General features: G+C 66.3%; 28 protein-coding genes. 12 read left to right on the top strand and 16 right to left on the bottom strand.

The genetic code is table 11. The features are described 5' to 3' along the window. Positions 1–279 precede the first annotated feature (279 nt). Both KW832_RS00680 and KW832_RS00675 read left to right on the top strand, forming a co-directional pair. On the top strand, positions 280–1,266 hold the full coding sequence (locus KW832_RS00680; protein ID WP_121422117.1) for a tripartite tricarboxylate transporter substrate-binding protein: 987 nt from the start codon (positions 280–282) through the stop codon (positions 1,264–1,266). A gap of 182 nt (positions 1,267–1,448) precedes the next feature. After that, a complete protein-coding gene (locus KW832_RS00675) occupies positions 1,449–2,477 on the top strand; it encodes a tripartite tricarboxylate transporter substrate binding protein (RefSeq protein WP_176888129.1) in 1,029 nt (342 codons plus the stop codon). Between the two features lie 28 nt (positions 2,478–2,505). Here KW832_RS00675 and KW832_RS00670 read toward each other — a convergent pair whose 3' ends face one another. The 3 genes from KW832_RS00670 to KW832_RS00660 form a co-directional block, all read right to left on the bottom strand. Further along, positions 2,506–2,895 carry a nuclear transport factor 2 family protein gene (locus tag KW832_RS00670; RefSeq protein WP_218298979.1) on the bottom strand — a complete coding sequence of 130 codons (390 nt, stop codon included), beginning with the start codon at positions 2,893–2,895 and terminating at the stop codon, positions 2,506–2,508. Between the two features lie 98 nt (positions 2,896–2,993). Then, positions 2,994–3,317 (bottom strand): DUF1840 domain-containing protein, encoded by a 324-nt coding sequence (locus KW832_RS00665; protein ID WP_121422116.1) that lies wholly within the window; start codon positions 3,315–3,317, stop codon positions 2,994–2,996. A gap of 29 nt (positions 3,318–3,346) precedes the next feature. Continuing rightward, positions 3,347–4,615 (bottom strand): class I SAM-dependent methyltransferase, encoded by a 1,269-nt coding sequence (locus tag KW832_RS00660; protein ID WP_218298980.1) that lies wholly within the window; start codon positions 4,613–4,615, stop codon positions 3,347–3,349. A gap of 113 nt (positions 4,616–4,728) precedes the next feature. On the opposite strand from KW832_RS00660, the gene KW832_RS00655 reads away from it, so the two are divergent. From KW832_RS00655 to KW832_RS00630, 6 genes are read left to right on the top strand one after another with little or no spacing between them, the layout of a single operon-like run. Further along, positions 4,729–7,080: a bifunctional salicylyl-CoA 5-hydroxylase/oxidoreductase gene (locus KW832_RS00655; RefSeq protein WP_218298981.1), complete on the top strand. Its 2,352-nt coding sequence runs from the start codon at positions 4,729–4,731 to the stop codon at positions 7,078–7,080. Positions 7,081–7,086: 6 nt separating this feature from the next. Beyond that, positions 7,087–7,578: a MarR family winged helix-turn-helix transcriptional regulator gene (locus KW832_RS00650; RefSeq protein ID WP_218298982.1), complete on the top strand. Its 492-nt coding sequence runs from the start codon at positions 7,087–7,089 to the stop codon at positions 7,576–7,578. Beyond that, positions 7,575–8,429 carry an enoyl-CoA hydratase family protein gene (locus tag KW832_RS00645; RefSeq protein WP_218298983.1) on the top strand — a complete coding sequence of 285 codons (855 nt, stop codon included), beginning with the start codon at positions 7,575–7,577 and terminating at the stop codon, positions 8,427–8,429. The genes KW832_RS00650 and KW832_RS00645 overlap by 4 nt, the downstream gene beginning before the upstream one ends. Before the next feature lie 4 nt (positions 8,430–8,433). Beyond that, positions 8,434–9,639 carry an acyl-CoA dehydrogenase family protein gene (locus KW832_RS00640; protein WP_218298984.1) on the top strand — a complete coding sequence of 402 codons (1,206 nt, stop codon included), beginning with the start codon at positions 8,434–8,436 and terminating at the stop codon, positions 9,637–9,639. A gap of 4 nt (positions 9,640–9,643) precedes the next feature. Further along, a complete protein-coding gene (locus KW832_RS00635; RefSeq protein WP_218298985.1) occupies positions 9,644–11,311 on the top strand; it encodes an AMP-binding protein in 1,668 nt (555 codons plus the stop codon). A 2-nt stretch (positions 11,312–11,313) separates the two neighbouring features. Next, positions 11,314–11,712 (top strand): RidA family protein, encoded by a 399-nt coding sequence (locus tag KW832_RS00630; protein ID WP_015012337.1) that lies wholly within the window; start codon positions 11,314–11,316, stop codon positions 11,710–11,712. Here KW832_RS00630 and KW832_RS00625 read toward each other — a convergent pair. After that, a complete protein-coding gene (locus tag KW832_RS00625; RefSeq protein WP_218298986.1) occupies positions 11,657–12,625 on the bottom strand; it encodes an EamA family transporter in 969 nt (322 codons plus the stop codon). The two genes, KW832_RS00630 and KW832_RS00625, sit on opposite strands and share 56 nt — an antisense overlap. Positions 12,626–12,722: 97 nt before the next feature. Here KW832_RS00625 and KW832_RS00620 point away from each other — a divergent pair, with 97 nt between their 5' ends. After that, positions 12,723–13,184, top strand: coding sequence for an Lrp/AsnC family transcriptional regulator (locus tag KW832_RS00620; RefSeq protein WP_056059735.1), 462 nt, complete (start codon positions 12,723–12,725; stop codon positions 13,182–13,184). Positions 13,185–13,220: 36 nt separating this feature from the next. Here KW832_RS00620 and KW832_RS00615 read toward each other — a convergent pair whose 3' ends face one another. The 12 genes from KW832_RS00615 to phnG form a co-directional block, all read right to left on the bottom strand. Continuing rightward, positions 13,221–13,805, bottom strand: coding sequence for a phosphonate degradation HD-domain oxygenase (locus KW832_RS00615; protein WP_218298987.1), 585 nt, complete (start codon positions 13,803–13,805; stop codon positions 13,221–13,223). A gap of 12 nt (positions 13,806–13,817) precedes the next feature. After that, positions 13,818–14,624: a phosphonate ABC transporter, permease protein PhnE gene (phnE, locus tag KW832_RS00610; RefSeq protein WP_146870132.1), complete on the bottom strand. Its 807-nt coding sequence runs from the start codon at positions 14,622–14,624 to the stop codon at positions 13,818–13,820. Between the two features lie 34 nt (positions 14,625–14,658). After that, the gene (phnD, locus tag KW832_RS00605; protein ID WP_055399982.1) at positions 14,659–15,606 is read right to left on the bottom strand and encodes a phosphonate ABC transporter substrate-binding protein; all 948 of its coding nucleotides are present in this window, start codon (positions 15,604–15,606) and stop codon (positions 14,659–14,661) included. Between the two features lie 45 nt (positions 15,607–15,651). Continuing rightward, on the bottom strand, positions 15,652–16,512 hold the full coding sequence (phnC, locus tag KW832_RS00600; RefSeq protein WP_218298988.1) for a phosphonate ABC transporter ATP-binding protein: 861 nt from the start codon (positions 16,510–16,512) through the stop codon (positions 15,652–15,654). 112 nt (positions 16,513–16,624) lie between these two features. Further along, on the bottom strand, positions 16,625–17,779 hold the full coding sequence (locus KW832_RS00595; protein ID WP_218298989.1) for an alpha-D-ribose 1-methylphosphonate 5-triphosphate diphosphatase: 1,155 nt from the start codon (positions 17,777–17,779) through the stop codon (positions 16,625–16,627). Then, complete coding sequence (gene phnL / locus KW832_RS00590) at positions 17,776–18,507, bottom strand: phosphonate C-P lyase system protein PhnL (protein WP_218298990.1); 732 nt, start codon at positions 18,505–18,507, stop codon at positions 17,776–17,778. Before phnL ends, KW832_RS00595 begins: the two co-directional genes overlap by 4 nt. Further along, positions 18,504–19,292, bottom strand: coding sequence for a phosphonate C-P lyase system protein PhnK (gene phnK, locus KW832_RS00585; RefSeq protein WP_055399975.1), 789 nt, complete (start codon positions 19,290–19,292; stop codon positions 18,504–18,506). The genes phnL and phnK overlap by 4 nt, the downstream gene beginning before the upstream one ends. Beyond that, positions 19,289–19,750 (bottom strand): GNAT family N-acetyltransferase, encoded by a 462-nt coding sequence (locus KW832_RS00580; RefSeq protein ID WP_218298991.1) that lies wholly within the window; start codon positions 19,748–19,750, stop codon positions 19,289–19,291. Before KW832_RS00580 ends, phnK begins: the two co-directional genes overlap by 4 nt. Further along, a complete protein-coding gene (locus KW832_RS00575; RefSeq protein WP_304505072.1) occupies positions 19,747–20,667 on the bottom strand; it encodes an alpha-D-ribose 1-methylphosphonate 5-phosphate C-P-lyase PhnJ in 921 nt (306 codons plus the stop codon). The genes KW832_RS00580 and KW832_RS00575 overlap by 4 nt, the downstream gene beginning before the upstream one ends. Continuing rightward, positions 20,664–21,767, bottom strand: a complete 1,104-nt coding sequence (locus KW832_RS00570) for a carbon-phosphorus lyase complex subunit PhnI (protein ID WP_218298992.1) — start codon at positions 21,765–21,767, stop codon at positions 20,664–20,666. Before KW832_RS00570 ends, KW832_RS00575 begins: the two co-directional genes overlap by 4 nt. A gap of 2 nt (positions 21,768–21,769) precedes the next feature. Next, the gene (gene phnH, locus KW832_RS00565) at positions 21,770–22,408 is read right to left on the bottom strand and encodes a phosphonate C-P lyase system protein PhnH (protein ID WP_218298993.1); all 639 of its coding nucleotides are present in this window, start codon (positions 22,406–22,408) and stop codon (positions 21,770–21,772) included. Then, positions 22,405–22,917 (bottom strand): phosphonate C-P lyase system protein PhnG, encoded by a 513-nt coding sequence (gene phnG / locus KW832_RS00560; RefSeq protein WP_094289204.1) that lies wholly within the window; start codon positions 22,915–22,917, stop codon positions 22,405–22,407. Before phnG ends, phnH begins: the two co-directional genes overlap by 4 nt. A gap of 75 nt (positions 22,918–22,992) precedes the next feature. Here phnG and phnF point away from each other — a divergent pair, with 75 nt between their 5' ends. Genes phnF through phnN form a run of 3 tightly spaced genes read left to right on the top strand, consistent with a single transcriptional unit; the run spans position 22,993 to position 25,092 of the window. Continuing rightward, a complete protein-coding gene (phnF, locus tag KW832_RS00555; RefSeq protein ID WP_218298994.1) occupies positions 22,993–23,775 on the top strand; it encodes a phosphonate metabolism transcriptional regulator PhnF in 783 nt (260 codons plus the stop codon). Beyond that, positions 23,762–24,490, top strand: coding sequence for a DUF1045 domain-containing protein (locus tag KW832_RS00550; protein ID WP_218298995.1), 729 nt, complete (start codon positions 23,762–23,764; stop codon positions 24,488–24,490). Before phnF ends, KW832_RS00550 begins: the two co-directional genes overlap by 14 nt. Then, positions 24,487–25,092 carry a phosphonate metabolism protein/1,5-bisphosphokinase (PRPP-forming) PhnN gene (phnN, locus tag KW832_RS00545; protein ID WP_218298996.1) on the top strand — a complete coding sequence of 202 codons (606 nt, stop codon included), beginning with the start codon at positions 24,487–24,489 and terminating at the stop codon, positions 25,090–25,092. The genes KW832_RS00550 and phnN overlap by 4 nt, the downstream gene beginning before the upstream one ends. Position 25,093: the final 1 nt, after the last annotated feature.

The following is a 25,093-nucleotide window of genomic DNA, read 5'->3' as shown; positions in this document are numbered from 1 at the left end:
GGTGAGGAGGGGCATGGGCGTGCTGTCAATGCGCAAACGTGGGCCCTTCCCGCTCCGCCCAAAGGTTTGCGTCAGCGCAAAAAGTGCCCGCTTTGCGCGGTGTCATAGCGCAGTGTTTACCCTAGCATTGCTCATAATTCAGTAGCATTCAGCGCTTTATAGACAAGCGCTACAGACGTCTTTTTGTTAAAGACCATGCCCCCTGTGTGCTACGTAATATCCGCAATGTTCCCGCAACCCCCCCTCGCTATCATGGCCCGTCATTCACAGGAGAGACCCATGAAAACAACGCTGAAACTTGCATTGATCGCTGCGGCCGCAGCCACCGCTTTTGGCGCCAGCGCCCAAGACTATCCCGCCAAGGACAAGACCATCACCATCGTGGTTCCCTTTGCTGCGGGCGGCCCCACCGACCGCGTGGCGCGCGACCTGGCCGAAGCACTGCGCAAGCCCCTGGGTGCTACTGTGGTGGTGGACAACACGGCCGGCGCCGGCAGCTCCATCGGTGCAGCCCGCGTAGCCCGCGCTGCACCGGACGGCTACACGCTGCTGCTCAACCACATTGGCATGTCCACCATGCCCGCGCTGTACCGCAAGCTGTCGTTCAGCGTGCCCAACGACTTTGAATACCTGGGCATGGTCAACGATGTGCCCATGACGCTGATCGCTCGGCCCACCATGCCCGCGAACAACTTCAAGGAGCTCACCGCCTGGATTCAGCAGAACAAGGGCAAGATCAACCTGGGCAATGCCGGCCTGGGCGCTGCGTCGCACCTGTGTGGCCTGATGTTCCAGAGCGCCATGCAGGTGGACATGACCCCCGTGCCGTACAAGGGCACGGCCCCCGCCATCACCGACCTGATTGGCGGCCAGATCGACCTGCTGTGCGACCAGACCACCAACACCACGCCACAGATCGAAGGCAAGAAGGTCAAGGCCTACGCCGTGACCACGCCCAAGCGCCTGACCACCCCGGCTCTGAAGGACCTGCCCACCCTGGCGGAGTCGGGCCTGAAGGACTTCAACGTCAGCATCTGGCACGGCCTGTACGCGCCCAAGGGCACGCCAGCTCCCGTCGTGACCAAGATCAACGAAGCCCTCAAGCTTGCACTGAAGGACCCCGAGTTCATCAAGAAACAAGAAGGCCTGGGCGCGGTGGTCGTCACCGACAAGCGCATGGAACCCGCTGAACACAAGAAGTTTGTACAGGCCGAAATCGACAAGTGGGGCGCTGTGATCAAGGCTGCAGGCACCTACGCAGACTGATCAATTTTTCCCTTCCAGCCATTGATGGAATAGCCGCCTCGGCCTTGGCCGAGGCGGCTTTTTTTGTGCCTGCCATTGAGCTCGGCACCACCACCTTGGGGTAATCCATCTGCACGGATCGCGCCGTGCCGCGTAAAAAGCTTTGCATGCATACGAAACACCTGCGAAAGGACGCCCCCGCCATGACAACACGCCCCCATCCACGCCGCCGCACCGTTGCGGCACTGGCCTGCGCCGCCTTGGGTTGCGCTGCCCTGCTGCCCCTTGCGCACGGCCAACAACAAGCCAGCACCTGGCCCACCAAGCCCGTGCGCATCGTGGTGCCCTTTGCCCCCGGTGGCACCACCGACATCCTGGCGCGCGCCATGGCGCCCGAACTCTCGCGCGCGTTTGGCCAGCAGTTCATTGTGGACAACCGCGCCGGTGCTGGCGGGAATGTGGGCGCCGACATCGTCGCCAAGTCGCCGGGGGACGGCTACACGCTGCTGATGGGCACCGTGGGCACGCATGGCATCAACCGCGCGCTGTACGCCAAGCTGCCCTACGACCCCATCAAGGACTTTGTCCCCGTCACGCTGGTGGCTGCGGTGCCCAATGTGATGGTGATGAATGCCGACAAGGCCAAGGCCCAGGGCATCGCCAACGTGCAGGATTTCATCCGCGTCGCCAAGGCCAACCCCGGCAAGATGAACATGGCCTCCAGCGGCAACGGCACATCGATCCATCTGGCAGGCGAGCTGTTCAAGAGCATGACTGGCACCTTCATGCTGCACTTGCCTTATCGGGGTTCCGGCCCCGCGCTCATGGACATGGTGGCGGGCAACGCCGACGTGATGTTTGACAACCTGCCTTCGTCGATGGCGCAGATCAAAGCGGGCAAGCTCACGGCCCTGGCCGTGACCAGTTCAGAACGCTCCAGCGCCCTGCCCGACGTTCCCACAGTGGAGCAGGCCGGAGGCCCGGCCCTCAAGGGCTACGAGGCCAGCTCCTGGTTCGGCCTGCTGGCACCAGCCGGTACACCGACCGAGGTCGTGAACCGCATCCAGCAGGAAGTGGCCAAGTCACTGGCCACCCCGGCGATGAAAGAACGGCTGGTGGCGCAAGGCGCTATTCCGGGTGGCAACACACCCGCCGAGTTTGCCAAACACATCGACAACGAACACAAGAAGTGGGCGCAGGTGGTGAAGGCGTCGGGGGCGAAAGTGGACTGACCTGTTGCCGTGGTGACGGGCCTGCGGGTCAGCCCGTGATGGCTGCCTGCGCGTGCTGCAGGCGCTTTTCACCCGTGGCAAACGAGGCGCGCTGGATGCGCCCGTTCGAGACTTCATACACGCACAGCATCTCCAGCGTCCCCAGGCCCTCGGGAAAATTGCGCGTGATCAATTCGCAGTCCACCACCACATTCGCCACCACCGTGCGCGACAGCAGCCGTGCATGCAGGTCGGGCTCGGCAAAGCGCGCCAGAAAGCGCGGGCGCATCTCGGCATGCCCTTGCGCAAGCCGTTCTCCGTGGAGGACAAACTGCTGCGCGTCTTCGGCGTAGGTCGCCAACAGGGCGTCGATGTTCTTGGCGTTGTAGGCGTCCAGCTGAGCCTGGACGACGGCCAGCGGAGAAAGGTCGCGGGTCATTGGAGGGTTGCACGAGAAAGAAGAAGCCTGCAGGGGGCTACCGTGAAGATGCGCCGCGAACGAAGCTGCCCGCAACCCACTGGCTCAAAGACGAGGCGCTACACGCCCCAGACCACGTCCACATCCGCCGCAGCACTGCGCTTGAGCATGTCGATCAGCGGTGCCACCCGCTGCCGCAGACGCACGGCCTCAGCGCGGTCTTCCGCACTGGCCTCGTCCTCTCCACCCGCGTCTGCGGACGCCTGCTGAGCCTCTTCGGACGCCACGGCGGACTCCAGCGCAGCGATGGCGGCAGGGATCTGGGCGGCCGTCACGATGCCGCTGGCACCGGGTGTCTTGCCCATGATGGTCACCACCTGGCGGCCCTGCGGCTCCAGCATGATCAGATCGGCTGCGGCGCGGGATTTGAATTTGTAGAGCATGGAGAAGCGTTTTCGTGGAAGAAGCAGACTCAGCTGCGGTAGATGTAATCGCGAATGAACGGATAGCCTGATTGTGCGCCGGGCATGGCCCCGGTGGCCACATCTCCGTCAGGCTTGATGGCCAGCATCTGGTGCAGTGCCATCCAGCCGCGCTCAAACCCCAGGGCACTGCCCGCAAGATACAGGCGGTATGCACGCAAGACCTTATCACCCTGCTGCGCCCCACCCTGTGCGGCCAGCACCTCACGGGCCGCAGGCAATTGGGCTTCGAGCCCGTCGGACCACGCCCACAGCGTACGCGCGTAGTGTGGGCGCAGGTTCTCGGTGTCCACCATCTCCAGGCCTGCGCGGGCCATGTCGTGCAGCACCGTGCTCACATGCAACAGCTCGCCGCCCGGGAAGATGTACTGCTCGATAAAGTCACCCATGCCCGCGCCCAGTTGCGCGTTGTCTGCGCCCCCCGCTGTGATGCCGTGGTTCAGCACCAGCCCTCCGGGCCGCAGCAGGCCCGCCACCGTCTCAAAGTAGCGCTGCATCTGCGCGCGGCCTACATGCTCGAACATGCCCACCGAGGCGATCTTGTCGAAGGGCTGCTCCACCTGCAGCTCGCGGTAATCCACCAGTTGCATGCGCACGCGCCCCTGCAGCCCACGCTCTTCAATGCGCCGCTGCACATGGGCGTGCTGGTTGCGCGACAGCGTGATGCCTGTGGCATCCACACCGTAGTGCTCGGCCGCCCACAGCAGCAGGCCACCCCAGCCCGCGCCAATGTCCAGAAACCGGTCCCCCGGTTGCAGCTGCAGCTTGCGGCAAATGTGGTCGAGCTTGGCCTCCTGCGCCTGGGCCAGCGTCAGGTCTGGGGACCGGTAGTACGCACACGAATACACGCGGCGCGGGTCCAGCCACAGCGCGTAGAAGTCGTCCGACAGGTCGTAATGGAACTGCACATGGCGCGCGTCATGCGCCAGCGTGTGCACCGCCATCGACCGCGCGCGTGCCAGCACCCGCTGCCACCAGCCGTGGTGCTGGTCGCGGGCCGGGTCGCGGGTCAACAGGCCCGCAGCGGCGGCCATCAGGTCGCGCATGCCGCCTTCCAGCGCCACGCGCCCCTCGACGATGGCAGCCCCCACATTGCCGATCTCGCCCGTGGCCAGCGCCACCAGTGCCATGCGGTCACGAAAGCGCAGCGTTACAGCAGGCTCGGGCGCGCCCAGTTGCTGGCCCGCAGGCAACTGGACTGCCATCGGCACCGGCAAGGCCGCCAGCCGCCCCTCCAAGGTGTGCAGCAAGTGCTTCATGCGGCGCATCTTGAGAAATTTGCTGCACTGCGTCAACACCCCGCGATGGCATCAGGGGTTTCGCCGGGAAGGCCCCATTGACAGCATTTTGTTTAAGCCTAAACTATTTTGGCATGAACATCCTCTGCATTGGCGGTGGGCCCGCCGGTCTCTACTTCGCCCTGCTCATGAAGCAGCAAAACCCCGCGCACCGCGTCACGGTGGTCGAACGCAACCGGCCGTTCGACACCTTCGGATGGGGGGTGGTGCTGTCGGACCAGACGCTGGCCAACCTGCAGGCGGCCGACGCGCCCACGGCAGCCCTGATCGGCGACGCGTTCAACCACTGGGACGATATCGAAGTGTTCTTCAAGGGGCGCAGCGTGCGCTCCACAGGCCACGGCTTCTGCGGCATTGGCCGCAAGCGCCTGCTCAACATCCTGCAGGACCGGTGCCTGGCGGTGGGCGTGGAGCTGGTGTTCGAGACCGACGTGACCGACGACCAGGCGCTGGCTGCGCAGTACAACGCCGACCTGGTGATCGCCAGCGATGGCCTCAACAGCCGCATCCGTACCCGCTACGCCACCACCTACCAGCCCGATATCGACCTGCGCGAGTGCCGTTTTGTCTGGCTGGGTACGCACAAAAAGCTGGATGCTTTTACGTTTGCTTTCGAGCAGACAGAGCATGGCTGGTTCCAGGCGCATGCCTACCAGTTCGATGCCGACACCTCCACCTTCATCATCGAGACACCCGAAGCGGTGTGGAAGGCGCACGGTCTCGACCAGATGGAGCAGCCCGAGGCCATTGCATTCTGCGAAAAGCTGTTTGCCAAATACCTGGACGGCAACGCGCTCATCAGCAACGCCACGCACCTGCGCGGCTCGGCCAACTGGATCCGTTTTCCGCGCGTGATCTGCAACACCTGGGTGCACCGCGAGACCATCGGCGGGAAGCAGGTGCCCATCGTGCTGATGGGTGACGCGGCGCACACCGCACATTTCTCGATTGGCAGCGGCACCAAGCTCGCGCTCGAAGACGCCATTGACCTCGCCAACGAATTCGCCACGGGTTTGCCAATTGACGAGGTGCTGCAGCACTATGAAGCGCGCCGCAGCGTGGAGGTGCTGAAGATCCAGAACGCCGCGCGCAACAGCACCGAGTGGTTTGAGAACGTGGCGCGCTACGTCGGCATGCCCGTGGAGCAGTTCACCTACTCGCTGCTCACGCGCAGCCAGCGCATCAGCCACGAGAACCTGCGGCTGCGCGATGCCGCATGGCTGGAGGGCTATGAGGCTTGGCTCGCGGGTGGCAAGGCCGCGATTCCGCCCATGCTCACGCCCTTCACGCTCAAAGGCCTCACGCTCAAGAACCGCATCGTTGTCTCGCCCATGGCCACCTACAGCGCAGTCGAGGGCGTGCCGCAGGACTTCCACCTGGTGCACCTGGGCGCCCGGGCCCTGGGCGGCGCAGCGCTGGTGATGGTGGAGATGACCAGCCCCACGCCCGAGGGCCGCATCACCCCCGCCTGCCCCGGCCTGTGGAACGACGCACAGCAAGCCGCCTTTGCGCGCGTCGTCAACTTTGTGCACGGCAGCAGCACGGCCAAGATCGGCCTGCAGCTGGGCCACAGCGGCCCCAAGGGCTCGACCCGCGTGGGCTGGGAAGGCACGGACGAGCCACTGCAGACGGGCAACTGGCCCCTGCTGGCCGCCAGCCCCATCGCCTATGGCGCGCAGAACCAGACACCTGCCGCCATGACCCGCGCCGACATGGACCGCGTGACCGCCGCGTTTGTGGACAGCGCCCGCCGCGCCGTGGCCTGCGGCTTTGACTGGCTGGAGCTGCACTGCGCACACGGCTACCTGCTGGCCAGCTTTTTGAGCCCCGCCACCAACCAGCGTACCGATGCATACGGCGGCAGCCTGGAGAACCGCTGCCGCTACCCGCTGGAGGTGCTGACCGCGCTGCGCGCCGTGTGGCCGGCCGACAAGCCGCTCTCCGTGCGTATCTCGGCCCACGACTGGCTCCCCGACGGAAATACTGCCGACGACGCCATCGCCATTGCGCGCTTGTTCAAGGCGGCAGGCGCAGACCTGATCGACGTGTCCTCCGGCCAGACCACACGCGACTCGCGTCCGGTGTATGGCCGCATGTACCAAACGCCGTTTGCCGACCGCATCCGCAACGAGGTGGGCATTGCCGCCATGGCCGTGGGCGCGATCACCGAAGCCGACCATGCCAACAGCATCGTCGCGGCCGGCCGCGCCGACCTGTGTGCCATTGCGCGCCCCCACCTGGCCGACCCGGCCTGGACATTGCATGCCGCCGCGCAGTTGAGCCCCCAGGCCGCAACGCACACCGACTGGCCTGTGCAATACCACAGCGGCCGCGACCAGATGCTGCGCGAGATTGCCAAGCAAAAGCAGATGGCCGCGCTGACCGCACCGGCGCAGGAATCCAGCAAACCCGCAGCCATCGAGTAAGCCACCATGGACCTCGAAGCCCGCCTGCACGGCGCCGCCCCCAGCGAACATCCCGAGGCCCTGCGCCTGTGGCTGCGCCTGCTCACCTGCACCCAGCTCATCGAAAAGCAGGTGCGCAGCCACCTGCGCGCGCAGTTCGACACCACGCTGCCACGCTTCGACCTGATGGCACAGCTGGAGCGCGCACCGGACGGCATGAAGATGAAGGAGCTCTCGCGCCGCATGATGGTGACGAGCGGCAACATCACCGGCATCACCGACCAGCTCGTGGCCGAGGGGCTGGTCGAGCGCATGGACGTGGAAGGTGACCGCCGCGCGTACCTCGTGCGCCTCACGCCGCAAGGCCGCGAGCAGTTCAACACCATGGCGCGCCAGCACGAGCAATGGATCGTCGAAGCCTTCGCCTCGCTGGGCGAGCGCGACATCGCCACCTTGTACCGCCTGCTGGGCAAGGTGAAAGAGCACACACAAAACAATTCTTTGGAGACAGCCGAATGAAACACTTCATCGGGGCGAGCAACCCCATGCGCGAGCAGTTCAACCCCCAGGCCAGCTACGTCGCTGAACACTTTGCCTGGAGCTTTGATGCTGGCGTGGGTACCGTCACGCTCAACCGGCCCGACCGCAAGAACCCGCTCACCTTCCAGAGCTATGCCGAGCTGCGCGACTTCTTTTACGCGCTGCGCTTCGCCACCGATGTGAAAGCCATCGTGGTCACGGGTGCGGGCGGCAACTTCTGCTCGGGCGGCGATGTGCACGAGATCATCGGCCCGCTGACCACCATGACCATGCCCGAGCTGCTGGAGTTCACGCGCATGACGGGCGACCTGGTGAAGGCCATGCGCGCCTGCCCGCAGCCCGTGCTGGGCGCGATCGACGGCATCTGCGCCGGTGCGGGCGCGATGATGGCGCTGGCCTGCGACATGCGCTACGGCACCGAGGCCACCAAGACCGCCTTCTTGTTCACCCGCGTGGGCCTGGCCGGTGCCGACATGGGCGCTTGCGCACTGCTGCCGCGCATGATCGGCCAGGGCCGCGCGAGCGAACTGCTGTTCACCGGCCGCGCGATGACGGCGCACGAAGGCCTGGCCTGGGGGTTCTTCAACGATTTGTACGAAAGTGCCGACCTGCTGGCCAACGTGCAGGCCACCGCGCGCGCGCTGGCCGATGGCCCCACCTTCGCCCACGGTATGACCAAGACCATGCTGAGCCAGGAGTGGAGCATGACCATCGAGCAGGCCATCGAAGCCGAAGCGCAGGCCCAGGCTATCTGCATGCAGACCGAAGACTTCCGCCGCGCCTACGAAGCGTTCGCCGCCAAGCAGAAGCCCGTTTTCCAAGGGGACTAACAAAATGCACGTAGCCACGCCGCCCGCCCCTTGCCCACCTTCGACGGCACACCTGGCCCTGCCGTTTTTTGATGACGCCCACCGCGCGCTGGCCGAGGGCCTGGTTCCGTGGGCGGCCACGCAAGAGGTGGATGAAACCGACGACCGCGTTGCTTGTCGCGACTGGGTGCAGCGCCTGGGCACGGGCGGCTGGCTGCGCTACTGCGTGCCCGCCGCCCATGGTGGCGCGCTGCCCGCACTCGACTCGCGCGCGCTGGTGCTGCTGCGTGAGACGCTGGCTTACCACTCGCCGCTGGCCGACTTTGCGTTTGCGATGCAGGGGCTGGGCAGCGGCGCGATCACGCTGGCGGGCAGCCCCGCGCAGCAGGCGCACTACCTGCAGGGCGTGGCACGCGGTGAGCTGATCGCCGCGTTTGCGCTCTCCGAACCTGAGGCTGGCTCGGACGTAGGCGCTATGAAAACAGTAGCCGAAAGCACTTACCCATCAGGCGGCAACGGCCTAAAAGACTCATATTCCTTGACCGGAACCAAGACCTGGATCAGCAACGGCGGCATTGCCGACTTCTACTGCGTGTTCGCCAAGACCGACCCGGCCGGGGGCACGCGCGGCATCAGCGCGTTCATCGTCGATGCGAACACGCCGGGGCTCGACACCTCGCGCCACATCCATGTGATGGCGCCGCACCCGCTGGCCACGCTGGAGTTCTCCAACTGCAAAGTGCCTGCCACTGCGCTGCTGGGCGAGGAGAACGGCGGCTTCAAGCTGGCCATGCGCACGCTCGACATCTTCCGCGCATCGGTCGCCGCTGCCGCCCTGGGCATGGCCCGCCGCGCACTGGCCGAGGCCGTGCACCACGCCCGTCAGCGCCGCATGTTCGGCCAGACGCTCGCCGACTTCCAGCTCACGCAGGCCAAGCTGGGCGAGATGGCTGCGCTGGTGGACAGCGCCGCACTGCTCACCTACCGCGCGGCCTGGCTGCGCGACACCGGCCAGGCGCGCGTGACGGCCGAAGCCGCGATGGCCAAAATGACCGCCACCGAAAATGCCCAGCGCGTGATCGACATGGCGCTGCAGCTGCACGGCGGGCGCGGTGTGGAAGTGGGCAGCAAGGTCGAGTCGCTGTACCGCGACATCCGCTCGCTGCGCATTTACGAAGGCGCGACCGAAGTGCAGCAGCTCATCATCGGCAAGGCCGTTCTGCAGGAGTAATCGCATGAAAGCCCCCTCCGCCCAGCCCGACCACTTCGTGCACGACCGCTTGCCGCCGCCCGAGGCCTGGCCCACACTGCGCTACGACCTGCCCGAGCTGCAGATCGCCAACCAGGCCAACCTGGTGCAGGCGCTGTTCGACAAGGCCGAACGTGCGGGCCACATCGACCGCCCCCTGTTGCGCGGCCCGCACCGCACGTACACCTACCGCGACGCCCGCACCGAGGCCGCGCGCATTGCCGAGGTGCTGACGCAGGACCACGGCCTGGTGCCCGGCAACCGCGTGCTGCTGCGTGGTGGCAACACGGTGGAGATGGCGCTGGCCTGGCTGGGTACCGTCTATGCGGGGCTGGTGGCGGTGGCGACCATGCCGCTGCTGCGCGCGGGCGAGCTGGGCAGCATCATCGACCGCGCCCAGCCCACGCTGGCGCTGTGCGACGGCCGCCTGTTGGCCGAGCTGCAGGCCGCGCAGACGCAGCACCCCGTGCTCGCCACCATCGTGCCCTTCCACACGGCGCCGGATGCGGCCGACCTGCTGCAGCGCGCGCAGGGCAAGCCTGGCACCACACCGCCCTGCCCCACGTCGGCGGACGACATCGCGTTGATGGCGTTCACCTCGGGCACCACAGGCTCCCCCAAGGCGGCCGTGCACACGCACCGCGATGTGCTGGCAGGCTGCGAGGCCTGGCCGCGCCATGTACTCAAGGCCACGCCCGATGACATCGTGGCGGGCTCGCCGCCCCTGGCGTTCACGTTTGGCCTGGGCGGCTTGCTGGTGTTTCCGATGTGGGCCGGGGCCAGCGTGTACTTCCCCGACCAGCCCTATACACCCGAAACCATGGTGCGGCTGATGCGCGATGCGGGCGTGACCATCTGCTACACCGCGCCCACTTTCTACCGCCAGATGGCACCCTTTGCCAAGCAGATCGGCCTGCCCCAGCTGCGCACCAGCGTGAGCGCGGGCGAGGGCCTGCCGGACGCCACGCGCCAGCTGTGGAAGGAGGCGACCGGCCTGGACATGACGGACGGCATTGGCGCCACCGAAATGTTCCACATCTTCATTTCCTCGCCCGGCGGTGAGAGCCGGCGCGGCGCCATCGGCAAGGTGGTGCCCGGCTACACCGCCAAGGTGGTGGACGACGATGGCAATGAGCTGCCACGCGGCACCGTGGGCAAGCTCGCGGTGATCGGCCCCACGGGCTGCAAGTACCTCGACGACCCGCGCCAGGCCAAGTACGTGAAGGATGGCTGGAACTACCCCGGCGATGCGTTCACGCAAGACGCGGACGGCTACTTCTTCTACCAGGCGCGCGACGATGACATGATCATCACCGCCGGCTACAACGTGGGCGGCCCCGAGGTGGAAGACGCCCTGCTGCGCCACCCGGCCGTGGCGGAATGCGGCGTGATCGGCGTGCCCGACGAGGAGCGCGGCATGGTGGTCAAGGCCATCTGCGTCTTGAAGCCCGGCCACACGGGCGATGCCGCCATGGTCAAGACGCTGCAGGACCATGTGAAGGCCACCATCGCCCCGTTCAAATACCCGCGCGTGGTGGAGTTTGTGACCGCCCTGCCGCGCACCGAAACCGGCAAGCTGCAGCGCTTCAAGCTGCGCCAGGGTGCGGCTGCATCCCCCTCCGCCGCTTCGCCCAATTCCACAAAAACAACATGACGATGAAAAACACCCTTTTGCAGCCCGAAGGCTGGGTCACCCCCAAGGGCTACGCCAACGGCGTGGCCGCGCGCGGCACCATGGTCTTTACCGGCGGACAGATCGGCTGGAATGCGCAGCAGCAGTTTGAGAGCGACGACTTCATCGCCCAGACCAAGCAGACGCTGCTGAACGTGCGGGCGGTGCTGGAGGCTGGCGGCGCGGGCCCCGAGCACCTGGTGCGGCTGACCTGGTACGTGACCGACCGCAACGAGTACAACAGCCGCCTGAAGGAGCTGGGCGCGGTCTACCGCGAGGTGCTGGGCAAGAACTTCCCGGCCATGGCCTGTGTGCAGGTGGCGGGGCTTATGGAAGAGCGCGCGAAGATCGAGATTGAAGCAACCGCCGTAATCCCGGACTGAGCTTTTCCAGCCACCGCTGTAGCGCTTGCCCATACAGAATGAACGCCAGCGCCGCCCCAATCAACGGCAGCGCGGCAAACACCCAACCCGTGAGCAGCTCGCCCCCCAGCGCCACACCCACCAGCAGCGCCACGGCCGGGTTCACGAACGAATAGCTGCCCGCCAGCGCTGCGGACGTGTTCTGCAGCAGCCACAGGTACGCATTGAGCGCGACCAGCGTGCCAAACACCAGCAAGTAGACCCACGCCGCCCACGACTTGGCAGTGACCTGGCCCAGGGCGCTCAACGGCTCGAACCACAGCGCCACCACCAGCCCCATGGCGCCCCCTGCAAACCACTGCGCGGCCGATGCCATGGCGGGCGCAGGTAGCGACAGCTTGCGCGATGCATACGAGCCCACGCTCCAGCACAGCGGCGCGCCAAAGGCCAGCAGCGCCCCGAGCCAGGTGGCTGAAAAATCGCCCTCCAGCGCCAGCAGCAGCGCGCCCACCACGCCCAGCGCCAGACCGATCCAGCTGGTGAAGGGCACCCGCTCGCCGCCCCAGCGCGACCACAGCGCCAGCCACATCGGCATGGTGGTGACCACCGTGGCCATCAGGCCCGAGCCAATGCCCAGCTTTTGCGCAAAACCCATCAGGTTCATAGCCAGAAACACCATGCAGCCGCCCACCACCGCCGAGTTGCGCCATTGCACCCACGTGGGCAATGCATGGCCTTGCCACAGCGCAATCAGCAGCATCACCCCCCCTGCACACAGAAAGCGGATCGCATTCATCAGCAGCGGCGGCATGCTCTGCAGCGCAATACCAATGGCGAAATAGGTAGTGCCCCAGACGATGTAGACCAACAGCAGTGCCATGGCCACCGCCCCTTTGCGCTGTGTGCGGGCTTGCGCATTGAAAATTGCCGGCATATTCTTCACCTGACCGAATAATTTATGGAAACCGCAAGGTTTTCGGAATTTTTACCAAAATCGAGCGGCTATGCAAGCAAATATTCAGACAGATGACATGGACGCCAGAATTATTTCGGCACTAGGCGCCGATGGGCGACGTTCCTATGCCGATGTGGGGGCCGAAGTGGGACTGTCCACCGCCGCCGTGCACGAGCGCGTAAAGAAGCTGCTGGACAAGGGCGTGATTCGCCGGTTTTCGATCAGCGTGGACCCGGAACGCGTGGGGCTGAACTTCACCGCGTTTGTGGCGATCCGCAACGATGGCGGCGCGCACTGCCGCGACATTGCGCCGCGCCTGCGCGGTATCCCCCAGGTGGAGGAGTTGCACAGCGTGGCTGGCGAGCACGACTTCCTGGCCAAGATCCGCACCACGCACGCGCGCGGGCTGGAGGACGTGCTCTACCAGATCAAGGCGATTCCCGGCGTGGCGCGCACCACGAGCACCGTGGTCCTGAACACCGAATTCGAGGACCGGCCGCTGGACCTGGGCTGGGTGAATGGCGACAAGGGAGGTTGACGCGCAGGGGCGGCCTCGGCTTGGCCGCGCGGCTTTTTACGCTGCCACCGGGGCGAGTTCAGCCGCAGCGGCAACAGCTGCCGGAACTGGCACCAGACGCTGCACCAGCGCCATGTAGTAGCCCAGCGGGGGCGTGACCAACCCCGGCACCTTGGCATGGTCGTCATAGCGGCGCAGGCGGATGGCCTCCTGCGCAAAGGGCTGGGCCGCAAACTGCATCGCCTCTTTGGGCGTGAAGGGCCCGCCCTGCAGCACCAGGCTGTGCTGCGATGCGGGCGACAGTGTCTCCCAGTACCCCGGCTCCATGGTGCACAGGTAGCGCTTGGCATCCACATGCAGGCGGATGGGCTCCAGCACCGCGTCGGGCAGCAGGCCCCGCAAGAACGGGATGGCCATGTACTGGTGCAGGTCGTCCTGCTCGGCCGTGTCGCCCCCGGGCGCCAGCAGGTGGCCCAGGTCGTGCAGCAAGGCCGCCACCACAGTGGCCGGGGTTTCACCCGATTTTTCGGCCCACTGCGCACACTGCAGCGCATGCTCCAGCTGGCTGACCGCCTCGCGGCCGTACTGGTTCACTCCCCGAGTGGAGAGCAGGTGGGCAATGTCTTCAAGGCTCAATGCCATCGTCTTTCCTTACTAGACCAATGCCTTGCGGATGCGGGCCGACACCAGGTCGATCACACTCACCGTGACCACGATGATGAGCATGACCGCGCAGGTCTCGGCGTACTGGAAGCCCCGGATGATTTCCCACAGCACCACCCCAATGCCCCCGGCCCCCACCATGCCCACCACCGAAGCCGAACGCACGTTGGCCTCGAAGCGGTACAGCGTGTACGAGATCCACAGCGGCATGACCTGCGGAATCACGCCGTAGATGATTTCGTGCAGTGCGCTCGCACCGGTGGAACGGATGCCTTCCACCGGCTGTGGGTCAATCGCCTCCACGGCTTCGGAGAACAGCTTGGCCAAGGTGCCCGAGGTGTGGATCCACAGCGCCAGCACCCCGGCAAACGGCCCCAGCCCGACAGCCACCACAAACAGCATGGCAAACACCATTTCGTTGATGGCGCGGCACGCATCCAGCACACGGCGCACTGGCTGGTAGACCCACCAGGGCACGATGTTGGACGAGGCCAGCAGTGCCAGCGGCACGGCGGTGACCACCGCCAGCGCCGTGCCCCACAGCGCGATCTGCAGCGTGACCAGCATCTCCTGCACATAGATCTGCCATTGCGCAAAATTGGGCGGAAAGAACTCCGCCGCATAGCTGACCATGTTGCCCGAGTCGTTCCACAGATCGAGCGGGCGCATGTCGGCGCCCTTCCAGGACGCCGCCAGCAACACCAGCAGGATGCCCCACGACAGGTACCAGGCCAGGCTGCGCTTGGGCGACGAGGTGCTGGCCAGTGTGGCCAGCGAGGGATTCAAAGCAGAGGACATGGAGACACCCGAGCCGCAACAAAAAACCTACGAATTACTTCAACGACGCCAGCTGCTGGTCGATCTCGGCCAAGCGGGTCTTCTTATCGGCATCGGCCAGCGTGGCGTCGGCCTCGATCTTGTTGCGCTTGCCGAAGAGGTCCAGCTGGCGGATGGGCGTGAGCTGGGCATTGGTCGATGGTTTGAAGCCCGAGAGCTTGGAGATCTTCATCACGATCTCCTTCTCGCGCGCATCGGTCTTGGCGTAGTTGTAGAAGAAGTCGCGGATCTTGGTCTTGGTGGCCTCGGGCAAGTCCTTGCGCATCACCAGCGGGTCCAGCGGAATCAGGGGCGAGGTCCAGACGATCTTGATGTCCTTGAACTTCTCGGGCTGGCGCTCCTTGATCTTCTCCAGGTTCTCGCTGTTGTTGGTGGCAACATCGACCTGCTTGTTGGCCACGGCCAGCGCGTTGGTCTCGTGGTTGGCACTGCGCGTGATCTTGAAGTGCGTCTTCGCGTCGATCTTGTTCTGTGCAAAGGCGTAGTAGCCGGGCACCAAGAAGCCGGAGGTGGAGTTGGGGTCGCCGTTGCCAAAGCTCAGCGACTTGCCGTTCTTGAGCACGTCATCCAGGGTGGCCAGGGGGCTGTCCTTGTGCACGATGAGGTGCGAGTAGTAGCCCTGTGTTCCGTCGGCGTTCACCATCTGCGCAAAGACTTCGCCGTTGGCGCGGTCCACTGCTTCCATGGCCGATTTGTTGCCCAGCCAGGCCACCTGCATTTTGTTGAAGCGCATGGCTTCGATGAGGCCTGCGTAGTCGGATGCAAAGAAGGCGTTGATCTTCAGACCGGTCTGCTTGGCCATGTCATCCAGCAGGGGCTGCCAGTCGGCCTTGAGGTTTTGCGAGGCCTCGGTCGAGATCATGCCGAAGTTGATGTCCTGGGCCAACGCGCCCGTGGTCAAACCCAGCCCGATCGTCAGGGCGGCACACAGTTTCTTGAACATGTTGAAAACTCCAGAGAAAGGAATTGAAAAGAAACAAAAGGCCGTTCAGGCGGCCTGGACCATGGCGGGCGCCCACTGCGGGACGGGTGTTGGGGCATGCACGGGTGCTGGTGGGGCACCCGCTGCATCCGACAGAATTTCGTCGGCGTGCACGCCATAGAGGCTGCGCAGCAGTGCGGGCGTGAGGGCCGCCGATGGGCCGTCGTACACCACCTGGCCGTGGTGCAACGCCACCACGCGGGGGCAGTATTTGATGGCCACATCCACCTGATGCAGCGACACGATGACGGTGCAGCGGTCCTCGCGGTTGATGCGGGCCAGGATGTCCATGACCTTGCGCGAGGATTCGGGGTCCAGCGAGGCGATGGGCTCGTCGGCCAGCACCACCTTGGCGCCCTGCACCAGCGTGCGGGCAATGGCCGCGCGCTGCTGCTGCCCGCCGGACAGGGTGGAAGCACGTTGTGCATGGCATTCGGCAATGCCCACGCGGTGGAGCGCTTCCAGCGCCAGCGCGCGCTCCTGCGGCTTGAACATGCGCAGCCAGCCGCGCCACCAGGGGGTGCGGTGCAGCAGGCCCACCAGCACGTTCATCAACACCGGCAAGCGGTCCACCAGGTTGAACTGCTGGAACACAAAGCCCACCTGCGAACGCACCTTGCGGATGTCACTGTGGATGCGCCCGCCCTGCTGCACGCAGCGGCCGTCCACCTCGATCAGCGAATCGCTGGACGCATCGGCCACCACCAGACCCGCCACGTGGCGCAGCAGGGTGGACTTGCCCGAGCCCGATGCACCGATCAGCGCCACCATCTCGCCGCGCTGCACGGTGAGGTTGATGTCGCGCAGGGCGTGTTTGCCGCTGGCGAAATGCTTGTTCAGTTGGTGGATGTGCAGTGCGGCAGTCATGGCAGCCTCCTGGGGGTTAAGTCGTCTAGACAACCGGAGTGTGGTTGTCGGGCGTGACAGTGCTTTGACAGTTGGGAGAAGTTTGGATGTCAGGAAACGACCTGCACGCGCTCTACAGCACCCGCTGCCCTTCGCGCCACACCCCACGCACCACGGCCTGGCGACCGCCATCGGGCAGCTCGGCCATGTGCACCTGCACCAGGTCGGCGCGCAGGCCGGGCGCCAGCGCGCCCCGGTCCAGCATGCCCGCCGCCTTGGCCGGATTGTGGGTGACGGTGGCCACAGCCTGTGGCAAAGGCAGGATGTCGTCCTGCACCAGCCGCATCACCGCGCTCAGCAGACTGCCGGGCACATAGTCGGACGAGAGGATGTCCAAGAGCCCCCTGCGCGCCAGGTCGGCCGCCGCCACGTTGCCCGAATGCGAACCACCGCGCACCACGTTGGGCCCGCCCATCACGGTGAGCAAGCCACGTTCGTGCGCGGCCTGGGCTGCGGCCAGTGTCGTCGGGAACTCCGACATCGCGGCCCCTTCGGCATGGGCCTGCTCCACATGGGCCACCGTGGTGTCGTCGTGGCTGGCCAGCGAGATGCCGTGCGTGCGGCAGTAATCCACAAAGTACGCACGGTGTGGCTCGGCGTACTGCGCCTGCAGCGTGGCAGCGTGCGCCACCTGGCGCTCGAATTTCTCGGCGCTCCAGCCCTTCTTGCCGGTGTAGTAGGTGCGCGCCTGCTCGATGTCCTCCCACTGGCGCTGACCTGGGGTGTGGTCCATCAGTGAGATCAACGACAGGCGCGGGTGCCCGTGGAAGGGCTCGAACAGGTCGATGGTGTTGGGCGCAGGCAGCTCGCAGCGCACATGCAGGTGGTGGTCGGCCCGCAGCAGGTTGCGCTCGGTGCAGGTGTCGATGGTGTCGAGCACGCGGTTCCAGGCGCTGCCGCGCAGGCTGTCCACATCGGCCTCGCCCACGCCCAGCGCATCCAGCACCGTGGTGATGCCTGCGGCCGCAATCTCGGCGTCGTGCGCCAGCAGTGCGGGCATCTCGGCCCATTGCACCTTGGGTCGCGGCATCAGATGGCGCTCGAAATTGTCGGTGTGAATCTCCACCAGCCCGGGCAGCAGGTAGTCGCCCCCCAGGTCGATGCCTTGCAAGGCCGCAGTGCCCCCACTATCCAGCGACACAATGCGCCCACCTTCAACCTGCAAGCTGCCGTGCACCACTTCGCCCGGCAGCACCATGCGGGCGTTCTTGAACACGGTTGCGGTCATGCCGATGCTCCCCGGAAGTCACCCACGTTCACGCGGCGCGTGGCCACGGCAGCGCCGACCTGAGCATCGTGAAAGATGCCCACCAGGGCCGCACCCCGCGCTACGGCCTCGCGAATCATGGCAATCACCGTTTCAGTGTTGGCCGCGTCGAGCGATGCGGTGGGCTCGTCCAGCAGCAACAGAGGCTTGGGCTTGATCATGTTGCGGGCGATGTTGATGCGCTGCTGCTCCCCGCCGGAGAACGTGGCGGGCGGCAGGTGCCACAGCCGCTCAGGGATGCGCAGGCGGGTCAGCCATTGGCGGGCGGCCTCGCGTGCGGCCTCGATGCCCGCTGGATCGTCGCCGGCGTCTTCCGCCAGTGGCTCGGCCACCACGTCCAGCGCCGACACGCGCGGGATGACCCGCAGAAACTGGCTCACATAGCCCACGGTGTCGCGCCGCAGCTGCACCAGCGCACGCGGCGTGGCCTGCGTCACATCCACCACGGCGCCATCGGCCGAGCGCACGGTGATGCTCCCTGCATTGACCCGGTAGTTGGCGTAGATCATCTTGAGCAGCGTGCTCTTGCCCATGCCCGAGGGGCCGTCCAGCACCACACATTCACCGGGCTGCACGGCCAGGTCCACGTGGGCGAGCACGGGCAGTTCAATGCCGTTCTGGTGGTGCAGGGTGAAGCGCTTGGCCACTCCTTGCATCTGGAGAATGGGCGCAATGGAAGGTTGGTTCATGGCTGCAGTACCGAAGAAACGAGGAGCTGGGTGTAGGGGTGTTGCGGGTCGTCGAGCACCTGGTCGGTCAGGCCCGCCTCCACCACGCGGCCGCGTTGCATGACCACCATGCGGTGGGCCAGCAGGCGTGCCACGGCCAGGTCGTGCGTGACCACAATGGCCGCCAACTGCATCTGCCGCGTGAGCTGGCGCAGCAGGTCCAGCAGGCGCGCCTGCACCGACACATCCAGGCCCGAGGTGGGTTCGTCCATGAACACCAGGCGTGGCTGCGTGACCAGGTTGCGGGCAATCTGCAGGCGCTGGCGCATGCCGCCCGAAAACGTGCGTGGTGCGTCGTCGATGCGCGCGGCATCGATCTCCACACGCTGCAGCCATTCCGTGGCCGTGGCGCGCAGGCGGCCATAGTGGCGCTCGCCCAGGCCCATCAGGCGCTCGCCCACGTTGGCACCGGCGGATACATCCATGCGCAAGCCGTCCGCCGCGTTCTGGTGCACAAAGCCCCAGTCGGTGCGCGCCAGCAGGCGCTGCTGCGCTTCTGTCATGGCGTAGATGTCCTGCAGCTCGCCGCTGCGCTGGCGGAACTGCACCGTGCCTTCGTCCGGGGCGCTGCGTGCTGCAATGGCGTTGAGCAGCGTGGACTTGCCGGAGCCCGACTCGCCCACCACGGCCAGCACCTCGCCGGGCCACAGGTCAAAGGACGCGCCTTGCAGCGCCACGCGGTCGCCATAGCGCTTGCTGACGTTGCGCACGCTCAGCAGCGGCGCAGAAGGTTCGGGGTGATTCATGTGAGGGTCTCGACAACAAAGCTCAGGCCATGCTGCGCAAAGCCCAGGGATTCATAGAAGGCATGCGCGCCCTTGCGGCGGGCGTTGGACGAGAGCGCGAGCTTGTAGCAGCCCGCGTCGCGCGCCTGCTGCATGGCGTGGGCCATCATCTGGCGGCCAATGCCTCGGCCTTGCTGGTCCTGTGCCACCACCACGTCTTCCACGATGGCCGAGGGCGTGCCCCGATGCGCCAGGTTGTGCATGACGAGCAGCGCATAGGTGCCCACCACGGCGCCGTGCTGCGCGGGGTCGCAGGCCACCCACAGGCGGTAGCTGGGGTAGCGGGCGAACTGGGAACATACGGCCTGGGCTTCTTCCAGGGTCAGCACGTCGGCCGGGCTGTCTTCAATGGCGGCATACAGCACCAGCACGCTCTCCAGGTCGGCCTGCCGGGCTTCGCGAATGTGCACGGCGCTCATGCCGCGCCGCCTTCCACCTGCGCCGTTTCGGCCTGCTGCGCCTGGCGCTCGTGGCAGTAGTCCGAATCGGAACAGACATGCATGCGCCCGCCCTGGTCGTCGGTGATGACCTCGTCCAGAAAGCTGTCGGTGGCGCCACACAGCGCGCAAGCAGCATCCCAGCGCTGCACCTCGAACGGGTGGTCCTCAAAACCCAGGCTCTCCACCGGCGTATAGGGCGGCACGGCATAGATGCGCTTTTCGCGGCCCGCGCCAAACAGCTGCAGCGCGGGGTTCATGTGCATCTTGGGGTTGTCGAACTTGGGGATGGGCGACGGCGCCATCACATAGCGGCCGTTGACCAGCACGGGGTAGTCGTAGGTGGTGGCAATGTGGCCGTAGCGCGCGATGTCTTCGTAGAGCTTGACGTGCATGAGCCCGTACTCGGCCAGGCCATGCAGAGTGCGCGTTTCGGTCTCCCGCGGCTCCAGGCGCTGCATGGGCTCGGGCACTGGCACCTGGTAGACGATGACCTGGCCTTCGGCCAGCGGTGTCTCGGGGATGCGGTGGCGCGTCTGGATCAGCGTGGCCTCGCGCGTGCGGGTGGTGGTCGCCACGGCCGTGGTGCGCTCGAAGAAGCGGCGGATGTTGACCGCGTTGACCGTGTCGTCCGATCCCTGGTCGATGACCTTGAGGCAGTCCTGCGGGCCGATGATGGAAGCGGTGACCTGGATGCCGCCCGTGCCCCAGCCATAGGGCAGCGGCATTTCGCGGGAGCCAAACGGCACCTGGTAGCCGGGGATGGCCACGGCCTTGAGGATGGCGCGGCGGATCATGCGCTTGGTGCGCTCGTCCAGGTAGGCAAAGTTGAAGTGGCCGTCCACCGGTGCGGCGTCGCCGGGCAAGCCCATCACGGCGGGTTCCATGGGCGCGTTCATGCGGCATCCTTCTCGGCGGGGGGGGTGGGGTGGGCGGCAGCGGCGCGCATCTTGCGCACCAGCTCCAACTCGGACTGAAAGTCCACGTAGTGCGGCAACTTCAGGTGCTGCACAAATCCCGAGGCTTCGAGGCTGTCGCTATGGCCCAGCACAAATTCCTGCATCTGCGCGGGGGACTCGACGGGTTCGCCCAACTCATCCGCACGCAGGGCGCGGTCCACCAGGCTCATGGCCATCGCCTTGCGCTCGCTGTGCCCAAACGCCAGACCGTAGCCGCGCGTGAACTGCGGCGGCTGGCTCTTGCTGCCCGCAAACTGGTTCACCATCTCGCACTCGGTGATCTCGATGTCGCCAATGTCGATCGCAAAGCCCAGCTCTTCGGGTTCGATCTCCACTGCCACCGTGCCCAGGCGCACCTCACCCACAAACGGGTGCGAGTGCGAGTAACCGCGCTGCGTGGAATACGCCATGGCAAGCAGGAAGCCCTCATCACCGCGCGCCAGGTTCTGTAAGCGGGTGGCGCGGTTGGCAGGGAAGCGCAGTGGCTCACGGGTCAGGTCTGTGGGGGCGGGGTCGCCCGGGGGCACGGGGCGGGTTTCGATCAAGCCTTCCTGGTTGAGCAGGTCCACTACGCGCGGCGTGGGGCCGGGTGGCACCGCAGCTGCCGCAGCGGCAGGCGGCGCCACCGGGCCTTCGGCCAGCAGCTTGAAGTCGAGCAGGCGCTGCGTGTAGTCGTAGGTGGGGCCCAACACCTGGCCGCCCGGCAGGTCCTTGAAGGTGGCGGAGATGCGCCGGTCCAGCACCATGCGGCTGGTGTCCAGCGCGCAGGTGGTGCCCAGGCGCGGCAGCGTGGCGCGGTAGGCGCGCAGCAAAAAGATAGCTTCCACCAGGTCGCCTGCTGCCTGCTTGATGGCAAGGGCCGCAAGCTCGGGGTCGTACACCGATCCCTCGGTCATGACGCGGTCCACCGCCAGCTTGAGCTGCTGGCGGATCTGCGCTACCGAGAGTTCAGGCTGTGCGGCATCGCCCCTGCGCTGGCGGGCCAGCAACTGGTAGCTGTTGAGAATGGCGGCTTCTCCGCCTTTGACGGCTACGTACATGCTCAGGCCTCCTGAAGGGCAGTGGCACCGCGCGTTGCCCGCGTGGTGCGTGGCAGACCCACGATGTGGTCTGCAGTGGCCAGCAGCAGATCCACACCGCGTGGAAACACCCCATGGTTGGCCGCCCACTGGGCCTCGAAGTCGTCGGGCAAACCATCCACCTGCAAGGCCGCCACCTCCTGGATGCCGGGGCCACGCAAGTGCCACGCATCACTCGCGTCCACCGTGGTGGCGGCACGCGATACATCGACCACGCAAGTCGCTGACTGATCGGGGTAGATGTCGGTACCCAGGGCCCGACGGTTCAGGGCAGGCAGCGCATCACCCTGCGCCACCCACACAAAACGAGCCTGCGCAGCGTCGGCCACCACAGTGCAGCCTGTGTGAAAGCGCAGCCAGGCACCGGCATCACTGGCTGCCAGCTTGGGCGAGAGCCACAAGGTGCAGTCGCTGTCGAGCAGCGCCAGCAGCACGGCAGCCGATGCGGAATGCCCCACGGCAGGAGCTTGCGCGTCGTGTTCTACCGCCACCGTGCGGCCGGGGTGCGACAGCGCCTGCAGCACCGCGCGGAACACCGCCTGGCTGCCAAAGGCTTCATTCGAAAATCCGGCACCCAGCGATGCCAACGGGGTCGTGCTCATTCGGTGTCCTCGTCGTTGTCGGCACCGCTCTCGCGCGCCACGGTGAAAAAGTCCACCTTGGTGCTGGCGGCCCGCGCCTGGCGCTCGGCCTGGGTGTGGCGCAGGTGGTTGCGGATGGGTTCGAGCAGTTGTGCGTCCAGCACCGGTTGCTGAACAGGGTCTTGCAGCAGCGCATCGGCCAGGGCCGCCAGCTGCACCTGGCGGTGCGACCGGCCCAGCACGTAGGCCACGCCCACAGTGGCCTCGGCGGCGTCCGATGCGTCGGCCACGCGCAGCGCGCAGCGGGTGACGGTGACCTCGCCCAGGTTGAAGCGCTCGCCCGTGCCACCGGCGCGGCCCTGCACCATCATCAGGCCGGTCTCGGGCGCACGCAGCCAGCGCGCGGGGCGCGTGGCGTGCTCGTGCAACGCAGATTCGAGCAGCCCCAGCGGCGCCCGGGCCAGCAGCGCCATCCACTGCGCGCGGCCCAGGGGGCGGCCCGGCCCCGGGTTGTCAAAGGCTTGAAACATGGAAGTGGTACCCTGAAAGTTGTATAGACAAATTGAACAACTGGCGCGAGCTTAAAGAGCGCGCATGTAGGTTTCATGACAGCCAGCACCACCTCTCTCACGCCCTCGCTACAGGTCCCGCAAGCACCACCACTGCGCCCTGCGCGCGACAGCTTCTGGACGCGCATTGCCGCCGAACTGGCCGAGGCCATCGGCAGCGGCGTCTACCCGCCGGGCCAGCGTCTGCCCTCGGAACACGCGCTGGCCGAGCAGTTCGGCGTGAACCGCCACACCATTCGCCGCTCGCTCGCCAGCCTGTGCAGCCAGGGGCTGGTGCGCATCACACAGGGCAGTGGCACCTATGTGGAAGACTTTGCGGTGGACCTGGTGCTGGGCAAGCGCACGCGCCACCAGCAGGGCCTGGCACAGGCCGGTCTGCGCGGCAGCCTGGTGGTGCTGCAGGCCCAGACCATGCGCGCCACGGCGGCGCTGGCCAAGGCGCTGCAGGTGCCCGCGCGCAGCCCGCTGCTGGCGCTGCGCGTGCGGGGCGACGCCGAGGGCCAGCCCCTGCACATCAGCGAGCGCTACTTTCCCCTGCCCCGCTTCGAGAACCTGGCGGCCGTTGTGCGCGAAACGGGCTCCATCACCGCAGGCTTCACCGCCCACGGCGTGGCCGACTACACGCGCCGCGAAAGCCGCATCACCGCCGAGCTGCCCAGCGCCGAAGTGGCCGCCCAGTTGCGCCAGCCCACGTCGCGCCCCGTGCTGCAGGTAGAGAGCCTGAACGTGGACCTGGCAGGCACGCCCATCGAATGGGCGCGCGCCTGGTTTGCGGGCGACCGCGTGAAACTGACCATTGACCACGATGAACACGCCTGAAATGCCACCCACCCACCACCGCTATGCGGTCTATTTCGCACCCAACCCGGGCAGCCTGGGCTGGCTGGCCGGCAGCCACTGGCTGGGGCGCTGCGCCGCGCTGCTGCAGCCGCTGCAGCAGCTCGCCATCGACGGCGTGGCGGCGAACGACCTGCACCGCCTGACCGCAGCGCCCCGCCGCTACGGCTGGCACGCCACACTCAAGGCGCCGTTTGCCCTGGCACCCGGCGCCGACTGGATCACGCTGCACCAGGCCGTGCAGTCCGTGGCGCGCGGGCTGCAACCCTTTGTGCTGCCGCCCCTGCAGGTGCAACGCATCGACGACTTTCTGGCGCTGGTGCCCCCGGCGTTGCACCCCGCCAATGCGCAGATCCAGGAGACCGCCGCCACCTGCGTGACGGCGCTGCAGCCCTTGGCCGCACCCTTGTCCGACGCCGACCTCGCCCGGCGCCGGGCGGCGGGGCTCACGGCCCGGCAGGACGCGCTGCTGCAGCAATGGGGCTACCCCTTTGTGCTGGACGAGTTCCGCTTTCACATGTCGCTCACCGGCAGCCTGGCGCAGGTGGAGCCGCCAACGCAGGCGCTGGTGTTCGAGGCCGCACAGGAGGTCTTCTCGGACCTGCCCACCCTCAAGTTCAACAGCCTGGCCTTGTTCGCAGAGCCTACGCCCGGCGCAGACTTTGTGCTGCTGGACCACCTGGAGATGGGCGCATGACCACCGGCAGATTGATTTACTGCATGGGCCCCTCGGGTGCCGGTAAGGACAGCCTGCTGAACTGGTTGCGGGCACACCTGCCCACCCCGTGCCCCGTGCACTGGGCGCAGCGCACCATCAGCCGCTTCGCCATGCAGGGCGGCGAAGCCCATGAAAGTGTTTCGCCCGAAACGTTTTTTGCTTTGCGCCACGAACTGGCCTTTGCCCTGCACTGGGAAGCCAACGGCCTGGGCTACGGCGTGCGGCATGCGCAACTGGCGCCGCTGGCCCAAGGCCACTGGGTGCTGCTCAATGGCTCGCGCGCCTACTTGCCTGAGGCCCTGGCGCGCTTCCCGGACCTCGTAGCGGTGCACATCACCGCCAGCCCCCAGGTGCTGCGCGAGCGAATACTGTCGCGGGGCCGCGAGAGTCCTGAGCAGGTGGAGGCCCGCGTGCAACGGGCCATGGCCTACACACCGCCCCCAGGCACTGTCAGCCTAGAGGTACACAACGACGACGCGCTGGGCAATGCAGGCCAGCGACTACTGAACGCGCTGGAGCAGTTGCCGGGCTGGCCCCTGCACAGTGGCAAACTTTCACGCCAACAACCTGCCTATTCGTAAC

This window comes from Acidovorax sp. sif0632 (genome assembly GCF_019218805.1).
GTDB classification, from domain to species: domain Bacteria; phylum Pseudomonadota; class Gammaproteobacteria; order Burkholderiales; family Burkholderiaceae_C; genus Acidovorax; species Acidovorax facilis.
The sequence above is the reverse complement of the archived record's forward strand: the minus strand, read 5'-3'. Positions and strand labels throughout refer to the sequence as shown.